Consider the following 19202-nt stretch of genomic DNA (forward strand, 5'->3'; position numbering starts at 1 on the left):
CGGACGGGACGGTTGTGCTGTCCGACCTATCAGTCAATATTCTCTTCGATCAACCGTTCGACCACGACCACGTCGCGCCATGCACTATCCAGCTTGGCGTGCTTCAGGTTGGTCCCGACTTCACGGAAGCCGACGGCGGCGCAGGTTCGCCGGCTGGCGACGTTCTCGGCGAAGACGCGCGACAGCAGCTTCCAGAAGCCCGCTTTGGTGGCAGCCTCGATCAAACCCGTCAAGGCGGCACGCCCGGCGCCTTGTCCGCGCCGGTCCCGTGCGACATAGACCGAGAACTCCGCGATGCCGCGGTAGCAGGCGCGGGAATGATAGGCGGATGTCGCCGCATAGGCGACGATCCGGCCTTCATCCTCGGTCACGACGATGGGAAAGCGCCCGAGCGGCCCGACGGCATCGAACCACGCGAGGATCTGTTCGACAGTCCTGGGCTCGGTCTCGAAAGTCCCGATCCTGTCCTCGATACCCTGATTGTAGATTTCCGTGATCGCTTCGGCATCGGCCGGGGAGGCGGGGCGGGTCAGCATGGCGGCTCTGGTCGGAAATCCTTGGGGGAAGAGTTCAGGCGGACAGGATCTCACCGTGATAGCGGCAAGCGGGCTCCGCCAGTTCGACAAAGCGCTCGGTGATTTCCTCAGGCGCTGGGTGGACCATCGGGTCTTCGCCGGGGAAGCCTTGGGCGCGCAGCTTGGTCCGCACGACGCCGGGATCCAGCAGGTTGACCTTCGCCGGCGACGTCGCGATTTCCAGCGCGTACATCTTCACCATCGTCTCCAGCGCCGCCTTGCTGGCGGCATAGGCGCCAAAATAGGCGACCGCGTGACGGGCGACGCCCGACGTGACGAACACCGCCCGCCCCGCGTCGGACCCGCGCAGCAGCCTGTCCATGCTGCGGATCAGCCGATAGTTGGCCGTGACATTCAGCGCGAAAACCCTGTCCCATGTCTTCGGAACGAAATGCGATACCGGGCTGAGGTCGCCCAGGGTCGCGGCATTGCCGACGACGATGTCCAGCCGGCCGAACCGGTCGAAGATCGACTGGCCGAGCTGGTCGATCTTATCGAAGTCGGTCAGATCCAGCGGGACCAGGGTGGCGGTGCCACCCTTGGCCTTGACGCGGTCGTCTACTTCCTCCAGGCCGCCCACGGTACGCGCCACCAGGATGACATGGGCGCCTTCCTCGGCGAAGCGTTCCGCCACGGCTGCACCTATGCCGCGGGATGCGCCGGTAATCAGGGCGACGCGGTTCGATAAACGGGGGCTGGACATGGAAGACGGCTTTCAGAGCAGGCGGTAGTCGGTCAGGGTTCAGGCGGTAGCGGGGAGGTTAGCCCCGCGCCTCGGCGCGATATGTGACTTCGGAGCCTTCGCCCGGTGTATCGCGGTCCAGCAGGGGGATCGGATAGTCGCCGGTGAAGCAGGCGTCGCAGTACTGCGGCTTGGCGTTGTTCCGCCCCTCGGGCTCCTTCACCGCCTTATAGAGGCCGTCGATCGAGATAAAGGCGAGACTGTCGGCGCCGATATACTTCGCCATTTCGTCGATCGAGTATTTGTGCGCCAGCAGCTTTTCCTTCTTGGGCGTATCGACGCCGTAGAAGCAGGCGTGGCTGGTCGGTGGGCTGGAAATCCGCATATGGACTTCCTTGGCGCCGGCCCGGCGCACCATCTCGATGATCTTGATGGAGGTGGTGCCGCGCACGATGCTATCGTCAACCAGGACGACGCGCTTGCCCTCGATCATGTGGCGGTTGGCGTTATGCTTCAGCTTGACGCCCAGGTTGCGGATCTGGTCGGTCGGTTCAATGAAGGTGCGGCCGACATAGTGGTTGCGGATGATGCCGAGTTCGAACGGAATGCCGCTCTCCGCCGCGTATCCGATGGCCGCCGGCACGCCGCTGTCGGGAACCGGAATGATGACGTCTGCGTCGACGGCGCTTTCACGCGCCAACTCCATGCCGATGCGCTTGCGCGCCTCGTAGACCGAATGACCCTCGACCACGCTGTCCGGCCGCGCGAAGTAGATGTATTCGAAGATGCAGAAGCGACGGTTCTGCGGCAGGAACGGGCGCAGGCTGTGGACGCCCGAGCTGTCCAGGACGATCATCTCGCCCGGCTCGACGTCGCGGACGAACTCCGCGCCGATGATGTCCAGCGCGCAGCTTTCACTACAGAGCACGTTGCTGTCGCCGACCTTGCCAAGCACCAACGGACGTACGCCCAGCGGATCGCGGACGCCGATGACCATGTCGTTGGCCAATGCGATCAGCGAATAGGCGCCCTCGACCTGACGGAGCGCTTCTACCATACGGTCGATGACCGAGCCGCTGCGGGCGGTCGCCATCAGATGGACGATGACCTCGGTGTCGGTGGTCGACTGGAACAGGCAGCCTCGGCGCACCAGTTGCCGGCGGAGCATGAGGGCATTGGTCAGGTTGCCGTTATGGGCTAGCGCAAAGCCGCCGAACTCGAAATCGGCGAACAGCGGCTGTACGTTCCGGAGTACCGTATCGCCGCTGGTGGCATACCGGACATGCCCGATTGCGGCGTGGCCCTTCAGCTTCGCGATCACCGACTGCGAGCTGAAATTGTCGCCTACCTGTCCCATGGCATGCTGGATGTGATAGTGCTCGCCATCGAAGGTGACGATACCCGCCGCCTCCTGTCCACGGTGCTGAAGGGCATGAAGCCCGAGCGCCGCGACAGCGGCAGCTTCACCATGGTTGTAAACGCCGAACACGCCACACTCTTCGCGTAGTTTGTCGTCGTCGAACGGATGGGTCGTCAACATGGGAACTAAACCCTTTCGCGGGGTCGGATGTGGTAGGCTAACGGGCAGTTTCAAACAATCGGTCGAGGTCGGACCTGTCACGGTCCTTATACCCTGACTCCGGCGCGGGCGCATCCGCGTTCGTTGCATTGGCGGCAGTCGGTCTCGGCACGGATAAACGCCGAAGGGCCTCTTCCTGGATCGCCTTGTTCGTCTGCTCGATGGCGGCGCCGGCCGCCGAGTTGGCGGCCGATTGGGCGGAGGACGCTGCATTCGAGCGTGTCTGGTCTGGGACCAGATTGCGAAGCATATCCGCACCCGTCTGAATGACCGGCATCGTCCGAGCATCCTTCAGCCAGCGGGGCTGGTCGGTCGGCGGAAAGACCCAAGCCACCGATAGATAGGCAAGGCAAACGATAACCGCACCCCTCGCGATGCCGAAAACGAACCCGAGGGAACGATCGACCGCACTGAGCGCCGAACCGCGCACGCCTTTGGAGATCTGATGGCTGATTATCGACAGCAGGATCAGCGATACGACGAAGACGCCGATACCAGCCACCGCCTTGGCGACGAGATCCTTGGCAACGACTTGCTGGACCATCGGAAGCACGTGGGGAAACAGGTAAAGCGTTGCGAAGGCGGCGCCGACCCAGGCGCCGACCGAGAGAACTTCCCGTACCAGTCCGCGTGCGAAGGCCAGGAGGGCCGACAGCAGCAGAATGACGATGACGGCGATATCCGTCGGATTGATCGAAGTGGTTTCCATCGTCGGTGACCCGTCACGTCAACTTGTGGATCATGTCCGTCCACGACCGGCAGGGCCGGCGGAGCGGGGTTCCTGGAACATCGGGATAAGGTCTTCCAGATGCGCAAGCTCAATCTGCCGGATACCCGGATCGCTCCGGCTGCCCTTCTTCCGGCCCCGCAAGGTTGGCATCAACGACTTCTCGAAACCAAGCTTGGCAGCTTCCTTGAGGCGGACGTCGGTCTGGCTGACCGCCCGGATCTCTCCGGACAGCCCGATCTCACCGAACACGACGGCGTCGGACGGAACCGGCTCACCCGTCAAGGAAGACACGAGGGCCGCCGCCACCGCCAAGTCGGCGGCAGGTTCGCCGATCCTTAGCCCGCCCGCGACGTTGAGATAGACGTCGTTGGCGCCGATCGCGATCCCGCAGCGCGCCTCCAGAACGGCCAGCACCATTGCAAGCCGGCCGCTGTCCCAGCCGACCACCGCGCGACGAGGAGTGCCAAGGGGGGAGGGCGCGACCAGCGCCTGAATTTCCACCAGCACCGGGCGGGTGCCTTCAAGTCCGGCGAAGACGCAGGCTCCGGATACGTCGCCCCGCCGCTCCGCCAGGAACAGTTCCGATGGATTGGATACTTCGCTCAAGCCCGCATCGGTCATTTCGAACACGCCGATCTCGTCGGTCGGACCGAAGCGGTTCTTCACCGCGCGCAAGATACGGAACTGATGGCCGCGCTCGCCTTCGAAATACAGCACGGTATCGACCATGTGCTCCAGGACGCGCGGGCCGGCAATGGTGCCTTCCTTGGTGACATGGCCTACCAGTACCAGGATGATGCCGCGCCGCTTGGCAACCCGTATCAGTTCCTGGGCCGAGGCGCGCACCTGGGCGACCGTGCCGGGCGCGCTGTCCAGCGTGTCCACATACATGGTTTGGATTGAATCGATGATGCACAGCCCGGGTGCGTCGCCGCTGTCCAGCGTCGCCACGATGTCGCGGACATTGGTTGCCGTCGCCAGTTCGACCGCCGATTCGGCCGTACCCAGACGCGCGGCGCGCATCCGAACCTGATCGACCGCTTCTTCGCCCGAGATGTAAGCGCACCGTAAAGTCTTGGCGAGGCTGCAAACCACCTGGAGCAGCAGCGTCGACTTGCCGATTCCGGGATCGCCGCCGACCAGCAGGGCCGAACCCGGCACCATGCCGCCGCCGCATACGCGGTCATATTCGGCAATGCCGCTGATCCGGCGGGGCGCCTTCTCCGAAACGCCTTTAAGATCGACGAAGTCGATTCTCCGGCCGGCGCCCGACGCCCGGCCGAGCCCCTTGGGCGCGCTTTCGGGTACCGCCTCCTCGACCAGAGTGTTCCACTCGCCGCACGCGTCGCACTTGCCGCTCCACTTAGGAGAGCTGGCGCCACAGGCTTGGCAGACATACCGGGTGTTTGGTCGAGCCAATGTAACTAAAACTCGTCGTGTTGCGATGCAGCATGATTAGCACGTCGGCGTTCCCGATCCTATCGGGGAAACGCCCCACACCGGATCTTGTCCGCCGGATGGCCACTGGGTGCGACCGATGCTTATCTGGACAAGGTTTATTTAATGTGAACAGAACCGGAATACCAGAGGCTGCCAACGGCTTGGAACCGCAGGGCTGGGCTGCACAGCGGGCTCCGCCGTGGCCACGGGCCGCCCGGTCAGGACTGGCTGACTTCCATCTGGATCGGTCCGTCGGCGCGGCCATGGATGAACTGGTCGACGTAAGGATTACCGGAGTTGTCGATCTGGCTGACGGGGCCGTGCCAGATGATCTTGCCCTTGTAGATCATGGCGATCCGGTCGGCGATCTTGCGGGCGCTCGCCATGTCGTGGGTGATCGACAGGGCGGTGGCGCCCAGATCCTTCACGCATTTGACGATCAGATCGTTGATGACGTCGGCCATGATCGGGTCAAGTCCGGTCGTCGGCTCGTCGAAGAAGAGGATCTCCGGCTGGGTCGCGATGGCGCGAGCGAGACCGACGCGCTTCTGCATGCCGCCGGACAGTTCGGCGGGGAACAGGTCCGCCACCCGCCGTTCCAGCCCGACGGCGGCCAGCTTTTCCAACGCTATGTCCTTGGCCTTCGACCGGCTCATCTTCTCGCCCTGGATCAACCCGAACGCGACGTTTTCCCAAACCGGCAGGCTGTCGAACAGGGCGGCGCCCTGGAACAGCATGCCGAACTTGCGCATGACGCGCTCCCTGTCGCGCGGCTTCAGGTTGGCGGTCTCCTCGCCGTCGATCCGGATCGATCCGCTGTCGGGGTGCATCAGGCCGATGGCGCATTTCAGCATCACCGACTTGCCGGTGCCCGAACCGCCGATGACCACGAGAGACTCGGCGCGGCCGACACTCAGGTCGAGACCGTTGAGCACCTGCTTGGTACCGAACGCCTTGCGCAAGCCCGTCAGCTTCAGCTTCGGCGTATCCAGCTTGGTGCCGTCGGGTGCGTCGGACTTCTGTTGCATGGTGCTCATCATGAGAAGAACAGGCCGGTGATCAGGTAGTTGAACACCAGGATCAGGATCGAGGAGGAGACGACCGCATTGGTCGTGGCGGCGCCGACGCCCTGCGCGCCGCCCCTCGACTGGTAGCCGTGATAGCACCCCATCAGCGCGATGACGAAGCCGAACATGGCGGCCTTGACCAGCCCGGAAATGACGTCCATCGGCTCCAGGAATTCCCAGGTGCGGCTGATATAGGCGGCGGCGTTGAAGTCCAGGCGATAGACGCTGATCAGGAACCCGCCGAACACACCGATGATGTCGGCCACCAGCACCAGAAGCGGCAGCATGGTCAGGCCGGCGATCAATCGCGGCACGACCAGATACTTGAATGGATTGGTGGCGAGCGTCGACAGCGCGTCCACCTGTTCAGTCACCCGCATGGTGCCGATCTCGGCCGCCATCGACGCGCCGATCCGGCCAGCCACCATCAGTCCTGCCAGGACGGGACCCAGCTCACGGGTGATCGACAGAACAACGACCGTTGCGACCGCTCCCTCCGCTTGGAAGCGGGCGAAGCCGGTGAAGCTCTGGAGCGCCAGCACCATGCCTGTGAAAAGCGCCGTCAGTCCGACCACGGGCAGCGAGTAGTAGCCGATGTCGATCATCTGCCGCCCGATCAGGCGCAGATAGAACGGCGGGCGGAAACAATGTGAAATTGCGACGCCGGTAAACAGCATCAGCCGACCGGTCGCTTCCAGAAATATCAGGAAGGCGCGGCCGGTCGTGGTCAGAAAACCCATTGATCCCCCGTGGCAGCCCACTCGGCGGCAGTTCCGCTCACCGGCGATGCCGTGCCGGACACGACGATAAGGCCGGAATTGGTGAGGCAAGTTCCGTAGCGATACGCATAAGTCCCTGCGTCCGTTGCAACTTTGCCCATGCGCGCAACCTTGTGCGCCGCACCCTAGCCAACCGCCATAACCCTGTCAATCTAATGGAAAAAGGCGGAGCGGCCGCATATGGCCACACCACCCTTTCGATATCGTCCGTTCCGGCTTTATTCGTAGTCGCCACCACCGCCGGCGCCGGGATGGCTTTGGTCCAGATCGCCGAACTTGGTGTACTGGCCATCGAAGAACAGGCGGACAGTGCCGATCGGTCCATGACGCTGCTTGGCGATGATCACTTCGCCGGTGTTGTGGACCTCGCCCAGCCGCTGCTGCCAGCGCTGATAGCGGTCGTTGAACTTGTCGTCGGCCTCGTCGGGGCGGCGGCTCGGCTCGGAGCGCTCCAGGTAATACTGTTCGCGGAACACGAACATGACGACGTCGGCGTCCTGCTCGATCGAGCCCGATTCGCGAAGGTCGGAAAGCTGGGGCCGCTTGTCCTCGCGCTGCTCGACCGCACGGGAAAGCTGGGACAGCGCCACGACCGGCACATCCAGTTCCTTCGCGATGGCCTTCAGGCCCCGGGTGATCTCGGAGACTTCCTGCACCCGGTTCTCGCTGCTCTTGCCACCCGTGCCGCGCAGCAATTGGAGATAGTCGACTACGATCAGGCCCAGATTGCCCGAAGTCCGTGCCAGCCGGCGGGCACGGGTGCGGACGGCGGCGATGCTCAGCGCCGGGGTGTCGTCCACGTAGAACGGCACACGGGACAGGATGCTGCTGGCCTCGGAGAAGCGCTGGAAATCCTCCGGCTTCAGGTCGCCGCGTCGGATCTTCTCGGACGCGACCTGCGCTTCGTCGGCAAGAATACGGGTGGCGAGCTGTTCGGCCGACATTTCCAGCGAGAAGAACGCGACGCCCGCACCCTCGCTGCCGTTCGTCCGCATATGCGCCTTGGCCGCCGCGAAGGCGATGTTGGTCGCCAGCGCCGTCTTACCCATGGAAGGACGGCCGGCGAGGATCAGCAGGTCGGAGGGATGGAGGCCGCCCAGCTTGCGGTCCAGGTCGATCAGCCCGGTCGTGACGCCGGTGACCTGGCTGTCGCGCTTGAATGCTTCCTCCGCCATGTCGATGGCGACCCGGAGCGATTGGCTGAACGGCTGGAAGCCGCCCTGGATATCGCCGGTCGTCGCCAGATCGAACAGCTTCTTTTCAGCTCCTTCGATCTGATCGAGCGCCGCACCCTCCAGGTTATGGCTGTAGGCCTCATTGACCATGTCCTCGCCCATGTCGATGAGCTGGCGGCGAAGGTACAGGTCGTGGATGATCCGGCCGTAATGCTCGGAGTTCACGACCGAGATCACGCTGCCGGCCAGTTCACCCAGGTATCCGGCGCCGCCGACGCTTTCCAGCGCCGGGTCGGTCTCGAAATAGGCCTTCAGCGTAACCGGATCGGCGATCTCGCCGCGCTGGATCAGCGCGTGGATCGTCTCGAATATCCGGCTATGGACGGGGTCGTAGAAGTGCTCCGGCTTCAGGAACTCGCCGACCTTCTCATAGGCCTTGTTGTTGGTCAGGATGGCGCCCAGCAGTTCCTGCTCCGCCTCCGCGTTGTGCGGGGTGACACGGTAGCTGGAACGGCGGCCGGACGCGTCCGTAGTGCGGGCAGTGCGAGGATCTGTGGTCATGGTTTCCATGAGCCGGAGACTACCAGAGCAATGGTTACTGTCATAGTCATGGCGGCTGTGCACAGCTTGTGGAACCCGGCTAATGAAGTTATCCACAGCCTGTTAACATGAAGGAAATTAACGCTCGCAATGACGTTTGGCGGGTGCCAGTATGGCGTTGGGCGGCGGTGCATTAACTCTGTCGCCCGACCGGACAGGCAATAATGGGATATGTTCGACGTGGCCCGGAAATCTGGAGATGGTGAAGATCGTCCGACGCCGGCTCAGATCGAACTGGCGCGGCTGATCGCAAATCGGCACGAGGTGCAGTTGCGATTCGGGTTTGAGAGCGACGGTGCCTGGACCCGCAAGTTCCTCGACGTGTTCGCCTACGATCCCGAGATGGAGGAAGACGTCTTCCGCCGGCTTCGCAATGTCGCGCAGTATGTGCGGGAAGGGCGCGACATGCCGGAGATGGCTCGGAAGATCGGTCTGCGGGCCGATCAGGTCGAGTTCATGATCGAGGTGCTTCGCGACTCGGACTACGACATGGACGAGGTCGTCGAGGATTTCGATACCGATCCCGAAGACGCCGCTTGGCGCGACATGGAGCGCGACTACGAAGCGCGTCAGGTCGAATACTACTAAAAATCGCCCATTAGGCCGATCGCAACATCTGACTGGCAACCCTGTTTGTCAGACAGTTGCAGAGAGGCATTGATGAAGTACGACGAGCAGAAATCCACCGAATCCGAGAGCGGCGGTCACCTTGGCGCCGTCGCCGGCCTGATCATCGGGATCATCCTAGGTTCCCTAATGCTGAACGCTCCCGCTTCGGGCCAGGATACCCAGCCCGCGGCCCAGGACGAGACGATCGGGTCCTACATGGCCATAGCCCACGGCTAGGGCTTCGATTGCAAACCTTCCCCAGCCAAAAGCTGGATGCGAAACACGAAAAAAGCGCCGGCTGCCACAGCCGGCGCTTTTTCCATGTCGGAGTTAGGTACGCGAAAACCTGATCGATCAGGCTTCCGTGTCCTCCTCTTCCTCTTCGGCGGAAGCAGCAGCGGCAGCCGCCTCGGCTTCTTCCTCTTCCGCCAACAGGTCGGCCGCGGTGACCATGCCGCCACGCTGTGCCTGCATCTGCGCCTCTTCCAGCGAACGGGCGACGTTCACCTTCACGTTGACGCTGACTTCGGGGTGCAGGATGACGCGGACGTCGAACAGACCCAGGCTCTTGATCGGGTCGTTGATCGCGACCTGATTGCGCTCGATCACGAAGCCTTCGGCAGTCACGGCATCGGAGATGTCGCGGCCGTTGACCGAACCGTACAGCATGCCCGATTCGGCGGCCTGCCGGGTGATGATGACCACGAGGCCCTTCATCTTCTCAGAAACCTGCTCGGCTTCCTTCCGGCGCTCCAGGTTGCGGGCCTGAAGTTCGGCCTTCTGCGTCTCGAAGAACGCCAGATTGGCCTTCGTGGCGCGCAGAGCCTTCTTCTGCGGCAGCAGGTAGTTACGCGCATAGCCGGGCCGCACGTTGACGACCTGACCCATTTGGCCGAGCTTCTCGACCCGTTCCAACAGAACGATTTCCATCACTAGCTCTCCTGATCCGGGCCGGTCCGGGCGAACCGCCGGCGCAGCCCGGCCCATTGCTCAATCACACCAAGGCCGATAACCAGTGCTATCGGCCAGCCGGACACCAGCAGAAAGAAGTAAAACACCACAAGCAACAGGGTCCGGGCCTGTCGCCCGCCGGCAAAGGCGTGAACCACCGCCAAACCGGCGAAGAAGAACGGCACCAGCAGCACGATCACGACATTCAGCGCCAGATAGCCCAGCTGTCCATCGCCACCGACCAGAGCCAGCAGGCCGGCAGCCGCCAGCAGCATCGGCATCCAGTGCGGCAACTCGACCTCGGTCACCCGCATCGGAGGCCGCAGGTTGCGGCCGAACCGCATCAGGACGCCCTGTGCCAGGGCGGCATTGATGATCGCCATGGTCAGCCAGGACACCACCACCATGCCCGGAAAGATCTGCGAGAAGCTGTCGATGACTTGCGTCACCCCCGACTCCGCATCTCCGCCGGTGCCCGCAGCGGCGTCGCCGAAGCCCATAACCAGGAACTGCCGTACGCTGCCTTCAAGTCCGCCTGGATCGCCAAGCGTCAGAAATGCCGCCACCAGCAGACCGCCCAGTCCCAATCCGGTCATCACGACCAGCAGAAGACCGGGCGGATACCATTCCAGGCTGCCATCGGGATTGGCTCTCGCCAGCAAGGTCTGCCGAACGATCACCGCAACCAGCAGGCCGTTGGCCACCGCGTAGGTCATCCCGAACAGGATGCCGCCGAAGATACCGACCACGACGACAGCTGCGGTAGCCGCAGCGGCGAATGGCCTCAGCCCGGAGCCCAGTCCGACCATCAGCAACGGCAGCGGCGCCAAATAGGCCAATATCAAGGCCCCCATGCCGCCGGTAACGACAGACAAATAGAGTAGCGCGCTGAGCACGCCACCGCCGATGGACATCAGCAGGGCCTTGGTCATAGCACCGCTCTACCTTCGTCGCCGTTGTTCCGAACCCATGTCTTGTGGATGCTTACTTCACCACGTAGGGCAGCAGGGCCAGGAAACGAGCGCGCTTGATCGCCCGTGCCAGCTCGCGCTGCTTCTTGGTGGAAACCGCGGTGATGCGGCTCGGCACGATCTTGCCGCGCTCGGAAATAAAGCGCGAGAGCAGCTTGATGTCCTTGTAGTCGATCGCCGGAGCGTTCGGACCCGAGAACGGGCAGGTCTTGCGACGGCGGAAGAACGGACGACGCGGACCGCCACCCGAGCGGCCACCAGCGGACGGTGCGGCACTCATGCCTGCTCTCCTTCGAATTCAGTGCGCCGGGGGGGACGGGGGCCACGGTCGCCGCGGTCACCACGATCGCCGTCGAAGCGGCGGCCGCCACGATCGCCACGATCACCGCGGTCGCCGCGATCACCACGCTCGCTGCGCTCGTTTCGGCTCTGCATCATGGCGGACGGGCCGGCTTCCAGCTCATCCACGCGCACGGTCATGAAGCGGAGGATGTCTTCGCTGATGCTCATGTTCCGTTCCATCTCGGCGACCGCGGCTGCGGGAGCATTGAGATTGAACAGGACGTAATGGCCCTTGCGGTTCTTCTTGATCTTATAGGTGAGGGTCTTGAGGCCCCACTGCTCGGTCTTGGCAACTTCGCCACCGTTGTCGCGAATGATCGTCGCGTAGGTTTCGGTGAGCTGCTCGACCTGTGCGGACGAGATGTCCTGGCGTGCGATGAACACGCTTTCATACTGCGCCATTTGGTCTCCCCATGGCTGTTACACGGTCTGGCGCTGCGATCCCGCGAAATGCGCGATTCAGCCGCCCAGGCCTAGCCGGACGCTTGGCGTGCGCCGGCAAGGAGCTTTGGAAGCGGCGCACTATACACATGAGCACCCTTTCGGCAAGAAAATAACGGGTGTCTGTGCAAGGCGTCGCGCGGGGAACGTTTAGGCGGCCCGATTACTGGCGTTGCCAAGTGCAGTGCAGCATACCGGACCGGCCTTTTCGCGCGGAGCCTCGCTTCCACCCGCCCTTGACTTCGCTTTTGCAGGCGGTATGACTATCGGCCATTTTGGCGCCATGCGATGGCGCCGGTCCGTTGGTCCGTTATACGGCCAGACAGTTGACCAGGCAGTTGATAGGTAGGGTGATGACACGCGCATTCGTCTTTCCGGGACAGGGTAGCCAGGCGGTAGGCATGGGCCGGGATCTGGCCGGCGCCTTCGAGATCGCCCGCCATACCTTTCAGGAGGTGGACGAGGCGCTCCAGCAGAACCTCAGCCGTCTGATGTTCGAGGGGCCGGAGTCCGACCTGACCCTGACCGAAAACGCCCAGCCGGCCCTGATGGCGGTGAGCATCGCCGTGCTCCGGGTGCTCCAGCAGGAAGGCGGCATCGAGATCCACAAGGCGGCCAGCTTCGTAGCCGGCCACTCACTCGGCGAATACTCGGCGCTTGCCGCCGCCGGCACGTTCAGCCTGCCCGACACCGCGCGCCTCCTGAAGCTGCGCGGCCAAGCCATGCAGAAGGCGGTTCCGGTCGGGGAGGGTGCCATGGCGGCCCTGCTCGGGCTCGATCTGGCCGTGGCGCAGGAAGTCGCCGCCGAAGCGGCGGAAGGCGAAATCTGCTCCGCCGCCAACGACAACGCCCCTGGGCAGGTCGTGGTCAGCGGCCACCGCGCCGCCGTCGAGCGCGCGATCGCGCTGGCACCATCGCGCGGCGGCAAGCGCGGCATCCTCCTCCCGGTCAGCGCTCCCTTCCATTGCGAGCTGATGGCACCCGCCGCCGAGGCGATGGCGAAGGCGCTCGCCAATGTCGATTTGCGCAGCCCGCTGGTCCCAGTCGTCGCCAATGTTACGGCCCAAGCCGTCGTCGCTCCCGACGAGATCCGCCGCCTCCTGGTCGAACAGGTCACCGGTCTCGTGCGCTGGCGCGAATGCGTCCTGTTCATGAAGGAACAGGGTGTGGACAGCTTGGTCGAACTCGGCTCCGGCAAGGTGCTGAGCGGTCTCGCCAAGCGGATCGACAAGGAGGTTTCCGGCCAGTCGATCCAGGGACCGGCCGACATCGAAGCCTTCCTCAAGACACTTTGATCCGCCGCTCCGCGTAATTCACCAAACCTGCCGGAAAATGCCCGGCGGCTAGCTTCGAGGCCCAAGATGTTCGATTTGACCGGCAGATCCGCTCTCGTCACCGGGGCCTCCGGCGGCATTGGCGCGGCGATCGCCCGTGCCCTCCATGCTCAGGGCGCTAAGGTGGCCCTGTCGGGTACCAAGGTCGAGGCGCTCGAGGCACTGGCCGCCGAACTGGGGGACCGCGCCTTCGTGACGCCGGCCAATCTCAGCGACACCGCCGCCACCGAGGGCCTCATCAAGAGCGCCGAGGCCGCGATGGGGCAGGTGGATATCCTGGTCAACAACGCCGGGCTGACCCGCGACGGCCTTGCCATGCGGATGAAGGACGAGGACTGGCAGCTTGTGCTCGACGTCAACCTGACGGCGGGCTTCCGCCTGTCCCGCGCGGTGCTGCGCGGCATGATGAAGCGCCGCTGGGGCCGCATCATCGGAATCACGTCCATCGTCGGGGTGACCGGCAATCCGGGGCAGGCCAACTATGCGGCGTCCAAGGCCGGCATGATCGGCATGTCCAAGGCGCTTGCCGCCGAGGTCGCCTCGCGCAACATCACCGTCAACTGCGTGGCGCCGGGCTTCATCGCAACAGCGATGACGGATGTCTTGCCCGACGAGCAGAAGGGCAAGCTGACCGCCGCCGTTCCGGCTGGGCGACTCGGCGATCCAAAGGATATCGCTGCCGGTGTGGTTTACCTCGCCAGCGAACAGGCAGGCTACGTCACTGGGCAGACATTGCATATCAACGGCGGCATGGCCATGATCTAGGGCAGGCTATCGGCGGCCGTTGAACGGTTGTGTGCGGGGGTGCTGGTCAACCCCGTTCAAGTGTGTTATGTGACGGCTCTTTTCATGGGGCCGACACTAACGGGTTGGGCCGATAATCTCTGGTGTCCAGACGTCGGGGCTCACCCCAATCAAACGAAAGATTTGGGAAGGTTTGTAAAGATGAGTGACATCGCCGAGCGCGTTAAGAAGATCGTCATCGAGCATCTTGGTGTCGAAGAAGCCAAAGTGACCGAGAATGCCAGCTTTATCGACGATCTGGGCGCCGACAGCCTCGATACGGTCGAGCTGGTGATGGCGTTCGAAGAGGAATTCGGGTGCGAAATTCCTGACGACGCCGCTGAAAAGATCCTGACCGTCAAGGACGCGATCGACTTCATCAAGGCGAACTCCGCGGCCTAAAGGTCCGGTGCGCCTAGGGGGCGGCCAGGTCATCGACCTGGCCGGCCAATCCCCCCATTGTCCTATCCAAGGCAGAGCAGTTCAGGAAATATCATGAGACGTGTCGTCGTAACCGGTCTCGGGATGGTCTCGCCCCTGGGGGTTGGCGTTCAGAATAACTGGGAACGTCTCATAAAGGGCGAATCAGGCCTGCGCGCGATCACGTCGTTCGACGTTTCGGATCTGCCAGCCAAGGTCGCCGGGCAGGTTCCGCGTGGTCCGACCTCCGAAGGACTGTTCACCGCCGAGGACCATGTCCCCACCAAAGACCAGCGCAAGATGGACGAGTTCATCGTGCTGGCCATCGCGGCGGCTCACGAGGCGATCCGGGACAGCGGCTGGCAGCCGCAGACCGACGAGGAGCGTGAGCTGACAGGCGTGATGATCGGTTCGGGCATCGGCGGCCTGAACGGCATCTACGACGGTTCGATCACCCTTCACGAGAAGGGACCGCGCCGCATCTCGCCGTTCTTCATCCCGTCCGCCCTGATCAACCTGGCCTCCGGCCATGTGTCGATTCTTTACGGTTTCAAAGGCCCCAACCACTCGGCCGTCACCGCCTGCTCTACCGGCGCGCATGCCATCGGCGACGCGGCGCGCCTGATCATGTGGGAAGATGCCGACGTGATGGTCGCCGGCGGCACCGAAGCGGCGATCAGCCGTCTCGGCATCGCCGGTTTCGCGGCGGCGCGTGCGCTGTCCACCAGCTACAACGATCGTCCCAGCGCCGCCTCTCGCCCCTACGACAAGGGGCGTGACGGTTTCGTGATGGGCGAGGGCTCGGGTGTCCTGGTTCTCGAGGAACTTGAGCACGCCAAGCGGCGCGGGGCGAAGATTTACGCCGAGGTGACCGGCTACGGCCTGTCCGGCGATGCCTTCCACATCACTTCTCCGCCGGAAGACGGCAACGGCGGCTTCCGCTCGATGCGGGGCGCTCTCAAGCGGGCCGGTCTCGATCCGTCGGAGATCGACTACATCAACGCGCACGGCACATCGACGCCGCTGGGCGACGAGATCGAACTTGGCGCCGTCAAGCGGCTGTTCGGTTCCGCGATCGAGACGGTGTCCATGTCCTCGACCAAGTCGGCGATCGGCCATCTGCTCGGCGCCGCCGGAGCGGTCGAGGCCATCTTCTCGATCAAGGCGATCAACGACGGCATCGTGCCTCCGACGCTGAACCTCGAAGACCCCTCCGACAGCTGCCTCGGGGTCGATCTCGTGCCCCGGGAAGCGAAGGAGAAGCGGGTGAGGGCTGCCTTGTCGAACTCGTTCGGCTTCGGCGGCACGAACGCATCGCTGGTCTTCCGAGAGTTCAAGTAGGTTCGACATGGGTCTCGCCGTCCGGATTCTGGTCGGGGCGGTCGTCGTCGTCGGCATCGCTGCCGGCACCGCGTTGTGGGGGGTGGTCCTGGTCAATCGAGACGGCCCCCTCGCTGCCGACACCGCCGTCGTCGTACCCAAGGGCAGCGGACTGGAGGCGATAAGCTTGGCGCTCTCCGACGCCGACGTCATCGACAGGCCCTTCCTGTTCGCGACGACGGCCAAGATCACCGGCGCCAATCGGGCGCTGAAAGCGGGCGAATACGCCTTCCCCGCCCATGTCAGTATCGCCGAAGCCCTGCGCATCCTGCAGAGCGGCAAGACCGTGGTCCGGCGCTTCACCGTGCCGGAGGGCCTGACTTCGGCCCAGATCGTCGCCTTGATCCGCGACGAGCCGGCGATGTCGGGGGAAATCAAGGACCCGCCCGCCGAGGGCACCCTTCTTCCCGAGACTTACCATTATTCATGGGGCGACAGCCGGGCCGACTTGCTGAAGCGCATGCAGACGGCCATGCAGACGACGATCAAGGCGGCTTGGGACAAGCGGTCGCTCTCGCTCCCGATCGACAACGCGAAGCAGGCGCTTGTGCTGGCCTCGATCGTCGAGAAGGAAACCAGCGTTCCTGCCGAGCGGGCCAGGGTCGCCGGCGTCTTCGTCAACCGGCTGATTGCCAATATGCGGCTCCAATCCGACCCGACGGTCGTCTATGCCCTGACCCAGGGCAGCGGTGCCCTAGGCCGGACGCTGACAAGGGCCGACTGGAAGTTCGAATCGCCCTACAATACCTACGTGATCGATGGTTTGCCGCCGACGCCGATTGCTAATCCGGGCAAGGCATCGATCGAAGCCGTCGTCAACCCGGAGCAGCACGACTTCGTCTACTTCGTCGCCGATGGTTCCGGCGGACATGCCTTCGCCAAGACGCTGGCGGAGCATAACCGCAATGTCGCCCGCTGGCGCGACATCATGAAGCAGCAGGGTGAATCCGTCGGCGATTAGATGGCCTGTGACCGGATAATCCCACTACGGCGTCCCGGAAAATCCTTCCCGCTCCAGCACCCGCCGGGCTAGCGGCACAGTGATGCGCCGTCTGGCGGCCAACGCCGCCGCGTCAAGATCCGCCACGAGCCGCCGGGCGGCGTCGAACGAGCGCTCCATATGGGTGACGAGGAATCGGATAACATCGGTTCCGACCCGCACCTGCCGGTCCATGAACAGCTTGACCAGAATAGCCGCGAGCAGCGCGTCGTCGGGCAGACCGACCGCGACCGTCGGCGCGGCTATCATCCGCGAGCGAAGGTCCGGCAGGCGGATGTTCCAGTGGGCGGGCGCGGTCTCCGCCGTCAGGAGCAGGTGTCCGCCGCTCTCCCGCGCCAGATTGTAAAGGTGGAACAAAGCCCGTTCGGTTTCCGCATTGCCGGCCCCGTGCTCGGCGTTGTCGATCACGACGGCGCGGGCCTTGTCGAGCAGGTCCGGCACCGCCTCCACCTTGAGATCGGATGGAGCGATCCTGGGAGCATTGGTGCGTGCACGCCATACCTGCGCCAGATGGGTCTTGCCGCAGCCGGCCGGACCGAAGATCACCAGCGCAGGGGCCGGCCAGTTGGGCCATAGGTCGAGCCACGCGACCGCCGCCTCGTTGCTTGAAGCGACAAGGAAATCGTCCTCTCCCATGGCGGGCCGATGGCCCAAATCGAGGGGAAGCTGTGCCGGCGTTTCCGTCACGGCCGCCACGTCTCTTCTGAAGATGCATCGCGGCCACCGGCGTAATAGGGGCTGGCGATGTATTGCTGAAGCGCGAACCGGATCAGGACTCCGATGACGGCGGCGACCGGAACGGCAAGCAGCACGCCGAGGAAGCCGAACAGACTTCCGCCTGCGAGCAGTGCGAACATGACCCAGACGGGATGGAGCCCGACCTTGTCGCCGACCAGCTTCGGCGTCAGGAAATTGCCCTCCACGGCCTGACCGATCACGAAGATCGCGATCACGATCAGCACCGGCGTCCAGGTATCGTACTGCACCAGCGCAACGCCGACGCTGGCGACGAACCCGATCAGCGAACCGACATAGGGGATGAACGACAGCATGCCTGCGACCGACCCGATCACCAGGCCGAAGTTCAGTCCGAAGATCGACAGGGTAACGCCGTAGAACAGCCCCAGCACGAGGCAGACGGTCGCCTGACCCCGGACGAAGCCCGCCAGCGTATCGTCGATCTGATTGACCTGATCCAGGATCGTCCCGACATGCTGGCGCGGCAGCCAGCCATGGATCGTATTGATCATCAGGTCCCAGTCCCGAAGCAGATAGAAGGCGACGACGGGCGTGATGAACAGAAGGGTCAGCACGTCGAACAGGGCGAACCCGCCGGTAACGATGCCGCGCAGCACGGTTCCGAGCCAGCCGACGGCATCGCCGGCGAACGAATTCACGGCATCCTTCAAACGTTCGATGTTCTCGACCGAAAGCTCGGTGAGCATTCGCTCCACCGTCGGGATGCCGACCGTGCTGACCCAGTTCACGATAAGCGGCAGCGTATCGACCAGCTGCACGATCTGGGACTGGATCAGCGGCACCAGAAGCAGGACGGCAAGGACCAGCATCAGGACGAAGAACAGCAGCACGCATGTCGTCGCCAGCCAGCGAGGCGCTCCATACTGCTCGAGCCGGTCGGCTACCGGGTCCAGGAAATAGGCGATCGCCATTCCCGCTACGAAGGGCAGCAGCACGTCACTCAGGACGTAAAGCGACAAGACGACGACCAGCAGCGTGATCAGCCAGAATCTGAGCTGCCGGCGTTGCGTCATTTCGTACCGCCAAGCCGGCTCAGCAGCCGGCTCCCCGTGACTATATAACCCAGTCCCGACCAAGCCGTCGTGACCGCGACGACCCACATCATCCCGGCCGTGACCCATTTCAGATCGAAAGGCGGTTCGGTCAGGTCAAGACCGAAGGTCGACAGCACCAGGGCGACCAGCACGATTTGCATGGTTGTATTGATCTTGCTCATGAAGGAAGGCTGGATCGCGAACGGCTCCTTGAGCGTGTAGAGCAGCAGCACCCCGCCGACGATCAGTATATCCCGGAACACCACTAGGATTACCAGCCAAACCGGTAGATATCCCTCATGTCCCAGGGCCAGATAGACGCTGACCAGCAGCGCCTTGTCGGCGATCGGATCGAGATACCCGCCCAGGGCGGTGCGGGAGCGGAAGGCGCGGGCGACGAAGCCGTCGATCGCGTCCGACAATCCGGACGCGACGAACAGCCAGAACGCCCAGCCCAGTTCGCCTTCCAGGATCAGCCAGACAGCCAGGGGCACCGACAGCAGGCGCCCCAGCGATATGAGATTGGGAATGCTCATCCGACGTGCCTCCGC

22 protein-coding genes are annotated in these 19202 nt (G+C 63.7%); 7 read left to right on the forward strand and 15 right to left on the reverse strand.

The genetic code is table 11. The features are described 5' to 3' along the window. Nucleotides 1-29: 29 nt before the first annotated feature. From N826_RS02690 to N826_RS02725, 8 genes are all read right to left on the reverse strand, one after another. Nucleotides 30-536, reverse strand: a complete 507-nt coding sequence (locus tag N826_RS02690) for an arsinothricin resistance N-acetyltransferase ArsN1 family A (protein WP_044425727.1) — start codon at nucleotides 534-536, stop codon at nucleotides 30-32. Between the two features lie 34 nt (nucleotides 537-570). Continuing rightward, nucleotides 571-1278 (reverse strand): SDR family NAD(P)-dependent oxidoreductase, encoded by a 708-nt coding sequence (locus N826_RS02695; protein WP_044425728.1) that lies wholly within the window; start codon nucleotides 1276-1278, stop codon nucleotides 571-573. 58 nt (nucleotides 1279-1336) lie between these two features. Next, nucleotides 1337-2797, reverse strand: coding sequence for an amidophosphoribosyltransferase (gene purF, locus N826_RS02700; protein WP_044425729.1), 1461 nt, complete (start codon nucleotides 2795-2797; stop codon nucleotides 1337-1339). Nucleotides 2798-2834: 37 nt separating this feature from the next. Beyond that, nucleotides 2835-3545 carry a CvpA family protein gene (locus N826_RS02705; RefSeq protein ID WP_044425730.1) on the reverse strand — a complete coding sequence of 237 codons (711 nt, stop codon included), beginning with the start codon at nucleotides 3543-3545 and terminating at the stop codon, nucleotides 2835-2837. Between the two features lie 30 nt (nucleotides 3546-3575). Further along, nucleotides 3576-4985, reverse strand: coding sequence for a DNA repair protein RadA (radA, locus tag N826_RS02710; RefSeq protein WP_044425731.1), 1410 nt, complete (start codon nucleotides 4983-4985; stop codon nucleotides 3576-3578). Nucleotides 4986-5224: 239 nt separating this feature from the next. After that, nucleotides 5225-6034, reverse strand: a complete 810-nt coding sequence (locus N826_RS02715) for an ABC transporter ATP-binding protein (RefSeq protein WP_044425905.1) — start codon at nucleotides 6032-6034, stop codon at nucleotides 5225-5227. 8 nt (nucleotides 6035-6042) lie between these two features. Beyond that, nucleotides 6043-6813: an MlaE family ABC transporter permease gene (locus N826_RS02720; RefSeq protein WP_044425733.1), complete on the reverse strand. Its 771-nt coding sequence runs from the start codon at nucleotides 6811-6813 to the stop codon at nucleotides 6043-6045. A 257-nt stretch (nucleotides 6814-7070) separates the two neighbouring features. Next, nucleotides 7071-8588 (reverse strand): replicative DNA helicase, encoded by a 1518-nt coding sequence (locus tag N826_RS02725; RefSeq protein WP_044425734.1) that lies wholly within the window; start codon nucleotides 8586-8588, stop codon nucleotides 7071-7073. Between the two features lie 219 nt (nucleotides 8589-8807). Here N826_RS02725 and N826_RS02730 point away from each other — a divergent pair, with 219 nt between their 5' ends. Together N826_RS02730 and N826_RS02735 are read left to right on the forward strand one after the other, a co-directional pair. Further along, the gene (locus N826_RS02730) at nucleotides 8808-9215 is read left to right on the forward strand and encodes a hypothetical protein (RefSeq protein ID WP_147039980.1); all 408 of its coding nucleotides are present in this window, start codon (nucleotides 8808-8810) and stop codon (nucleotides 9213-9215) included. A gap of 72 nt (nucleotides 9216-9287) precedes the next feature. Then, complete coding sequence (locus N826_RS02735; RefSeq protein ID WP_044425736.1) at nucleotides 9288-9473, forward strand: hypothetical protein; 186 nt, start codon at nucleotides 9288-9290, stop codon at nucleotides 9471-9473. A gap of 117 nt (nucleotides 9474-9590) precedes the next feature. Here the strand turns inward: N826_RS02735 and rplI are convergent, their stop codons facing one another. Genes rplI through rpsF form a run of 4 tightly spaced genes read right to left on the reverse strand, consistent with a single transcriptional unit; the run spans nucleotide 9591 to nucleotide 11902 of the window. Further along, nucleotides 9591-10166 (reverse strand): 50S ribosomal protein L9, encoded by a 576-nt coding sequence (rplI, locus tag N826_RS02740; RefSeq protein ID WP_044425737.1) that lies wholly within the window; start codon nucleotides 10164-10166, stop codon nucleotides 9591-9593. Nucleotides 10167-10168: 2 nt separating this feature from the next. After that, complete coding sequence (locus tag N826_RS02745) at nucleotides 10169-11119, reverse strand: DUF2232 domain-containing protein (protein WP_044425738.1); 951 nt, start codon at nucleotides 11117-11119, stop codon at nucleotides 10169-10171. A 52-nt stretch (nucleotides 11120-11171) separates the two neighbouring features. After that, nucleotides 11172-11438, reverse strand: coding sequence for a 30S ribosomal protein S18 (gene rpsR, locus N826_RS02750; RefSeq protein ID WP_044425739.1), 267 nt, complete (start codon nucleotides 11436-11438; stop codon nucleotides 11172-11174). Next, nucleotides 11435-11902, reverse strand: coding sequence for a 30S ribosomal protein S6 (gene rpsF, locus N826_RS02755; RefSeq protein WP_044425740.1), 468 nt, complete (start codon nucleotides 11900-11902; stop codon nucleotides 11435-11437). Before rpsF ends, rpsR begins: the two co-directional genes overlap by 4 nt. 392 nt (nucleotides 11903-12294) lie before the next feature. Here rpsF and fabD point away from each other — a divergent pair, with 392 nt between their 5' ends. The 5 genes from fabD to mltG all read left to right on the forward strand — a co-directional run bounded on the left by fabD (nucleotide 12295) and on the right by mltG (nucleotide 16819). Then, complete coding sequence (gene fabD / locus N826_RS02760) at nucleotides 12295-13236, forward strand: ACP S-malonyltransferase (RefSeq protein WP_044425741.1); 942 nt, start codon at nucleotides 12295-12297, stop codon at nucleotides 13234-13236. A 66-nt stretch (nucleotides 13237-13302) separates the two neighbouring features. Then, on the forward strand, nucleotides 13303-14040 hold the full coding sequence (gene fabG / locus N826_RS02765; RefSeq protein ID WP_044425742.1) for a 3-oxoacyl-[acyl-carrier-protein] reductase: 738 nt from the start codon (nucleotides 13303-13305) through the stop codon (nucleotides 14038-14040). Nucleotides 14041-14220: 180 nt separating this feature from the next. Further along, the gene (locus N826_RS02770; protein WP_044425744.1) at nucleotides 14221-14460 is read left to right on the forward strand and encodes an acyl carrier protein; all 240 of its coding nucleotides are present in this window, start codon (nucleotides 14221-14223) and stop codon (nucleotides 14458-14460) included. A gap of 93 nt (nucleotides 14461-14553) precedes the next feature. Continuing rightward, nucleotides 14554-15819, forward strand: coding sequence for a beta-ketoacyl-ACP synthase II (gene fabF / locus N826_RS02775; protein ID WP_044425745.1), 1266 nt, complete (start codon nucleotides 14554-14556; stop codon nucleotides 15817-15819). A gap of 7 nt (nucleotides 15820-15826) precedes the next feature. Next, nucleotides 15827-16819 (forward strand): endolytic transglycosylase MltG, encoded by a 993-nt coding sequence (gene mltG, locus N826_RS02780; RefSeq protein WP_044425746.1) that lies wholly within the window; start codon nucleotides 15827-15829, stop codon nucleotides 16817-16819. 24 nt (nucleotides 16820-16843) lie between these two features. On the opposite strand, the gene N826_RS02785 is transcribed toward mltG, so the two are convergent. Genes N826_RS02785 through N826_RS02795 form a run of 3 tightly spaced genes read right to left on the reverse strand, consistent with a single transcriptional unit; the run spans nucleotide 16844 to nucleotide 19187 of the window. Next, nucleotides 16844-17545, reverse strand: coding sequence for an HdaA/DnaA family protein (locus N826_RS02785; protein WP_308518057.1), 702 nt, complete (start codon nucleotides 17543-17545; stop codon nucleotides 16844-16846). Next, entirely contained in the window at nucleotides 17542-18630 is a 1089-nt protein-coding gene (locus N826_RS02790) for an AI-2E family transporter (RefSeq protein WP_044425748.1), read from the reverse strand. Before N826_RS02790 ends, N826_RS02785 begins: the two co-directional genes overlap by 4 nt. Next, nucleotides 18627-19187 (reverse strand): CDP-alcohol phosphatidyltransferase family protein, encoded by a 561-nt coding sequence (locus N826_RS02795; RefSeq protein ID WP_044425749.1) that lies wholly within the window; start codon nucleotides 19185-19187, stop codon nucleotides 18627-18629. The genes N826_RS02790 and N826_RS02795 overlap by 4 nt, the downstream gene beginning before the upstream one ends. Nucleotides 19188-19202 lie beyond the last annotated feature (15 nt).

The organism is Skermanella aerolata KACC 11604 (assembly GCF_000936425.1).
GTDB classification, from domain to species: domain Bacteria; phylum Pseudomonadota; class Alphaproteobacteria; order Azospirillales; family Azospirillaceae; genus Skermanella; species Skermanella aerolata.

Excerpts from the sequence above, each read along its gene's own strand:
- fabD (WP_044425741.1), top strand. The coding sequence starts at position 12,295 with ATGACACGCGCATTCGTCTTTCCGGGACAGGGTAGCCAGGCGGTAGGC.
- N826_RS02705 (WP_044425730.1), bottom strand. The coding sequence starts at position 3,545 with ATGGAAACCACTTCGATCAATCCGACGGATATCGCCGTCATCGTCATT.
- N826_RS02725 (WP_044425734.1), bottom strand. The coding sequence starts at position 8,588 with ATGACCACAGATCCTCGCACTGCCCGCACTACGGACGCGTCCGGCCGC.
- N826_RS02795 (WP_044425749.1), bottom strand. The coding sequence starts at position 19,187 with ATGAGCATTCCCAATCTCATATCGCTGGGGCGCCTGCTGTCGGTGCCC.
- fabF (WP_044425745.1), top strand. The coding sequence starts at position 14,554 with ATGAGACGTGTCGTCGTAACCGGTCTCGGGATGGTCTCGCCCCTGGGG.
- mltG (WP_044425746.1), top strand. The coding sequence starts at position 15,827 with ATGGGTCTCGCCGTCCGGATTCTGGTCGGGGCGGTCGTCGTCGTCGGC.
- rpsF (WP_044425740.1), bottom strand. The coding sequence starts at position 11,902 with ATGGCGCAGTATGAAAGCGTGTTCATCGCACGCCAGGACATCTCGTCC.
- N826_RS02735 (WP_044425736.1), top strand. The coding sequence starts at position 9,288 with ATGAAGTACGACGAGCAGAAATCCACCGAATCCGAGAGCGGCGGTCAC.
- N826_RS02690 (WP_044425727.1), bottom strand. The coding sequence starts at position 536 with ATGCTGACCCGCCCCGCCTCCCCGGCCGATGCCGAAGCGATCACGGAA.
- N826_RS02770 (WP_044425744.1), top strand. The coding sequence starts at position 14,221 with ATGAGTGACATCGCCGAGCGCGTTAAGAAGATCGTCATCGAGCATCTT.
- N826_RS02715 (WP_044425905.1), bottom strand. The coding sequence starts at position 6,034 with ATGCAACAGAAGTCCGACGCACCCGACGGCACCAAGCTGGATACGCCG.
- N826_RS02745 (WP_044425738.1), bottom strand. The coding sequence starts at position 11,119 with ATGACCAAGGCCCTGCTGATGTCCATCGGCGGTGGCGTGCTCAGCGCG.
- purF (WP_044425729.1), bottom strand. The coding sequence starts at position 2,797 with ATGTTGACGACCCATCCGTTCGACGACGACAAACTACGCGAAGAGTGT.
- N826_RS02695 (WP_044425728.1), bottom strand. The coding sequence starts at position 1,278 with ATGTCCAGCCCCCGTTTATCGAACCGCGTCGCCCTGATTACCGGCGCA.
- N826_RS02720 (WP_044425733.1), bottom strand. The coding sequence starts at position 6,813 with ATGGGTTTTCTGACCACGACCGGCCGCGCCTTCCTGATATTTCTGGAA.
- fabG (WP_044425742.1), top strand. The coding sequence starts at position 13,303 with ATGTTCGATTTGACCGGCAGATCCGCTCTCGTCACCGGGGCCTCCGGC.
- N826_RS02790 (WP_044425748.1), bottom strand. The coding sequence starts at position 18,630 with ATGACGCAACGCCGGCAGCTCAGATTCTGGCTGATCACGCTGCTGGTC.
- rplI (WP_044425737.1), bottom strand. The coding sequence starts at position 10,166 with ATGGAAATCGTTCTGTTGGAACGGGTCGAGAAGCTCGGCCAAATGGGT.
- rpsR (WP_044425739.1), bottom strand. The coding sequence starts at position 11,438 with ATGAGTGCCGCACCGTCCGCTGGTGGCCGCTCGGGTGGCGGTCCGCGT.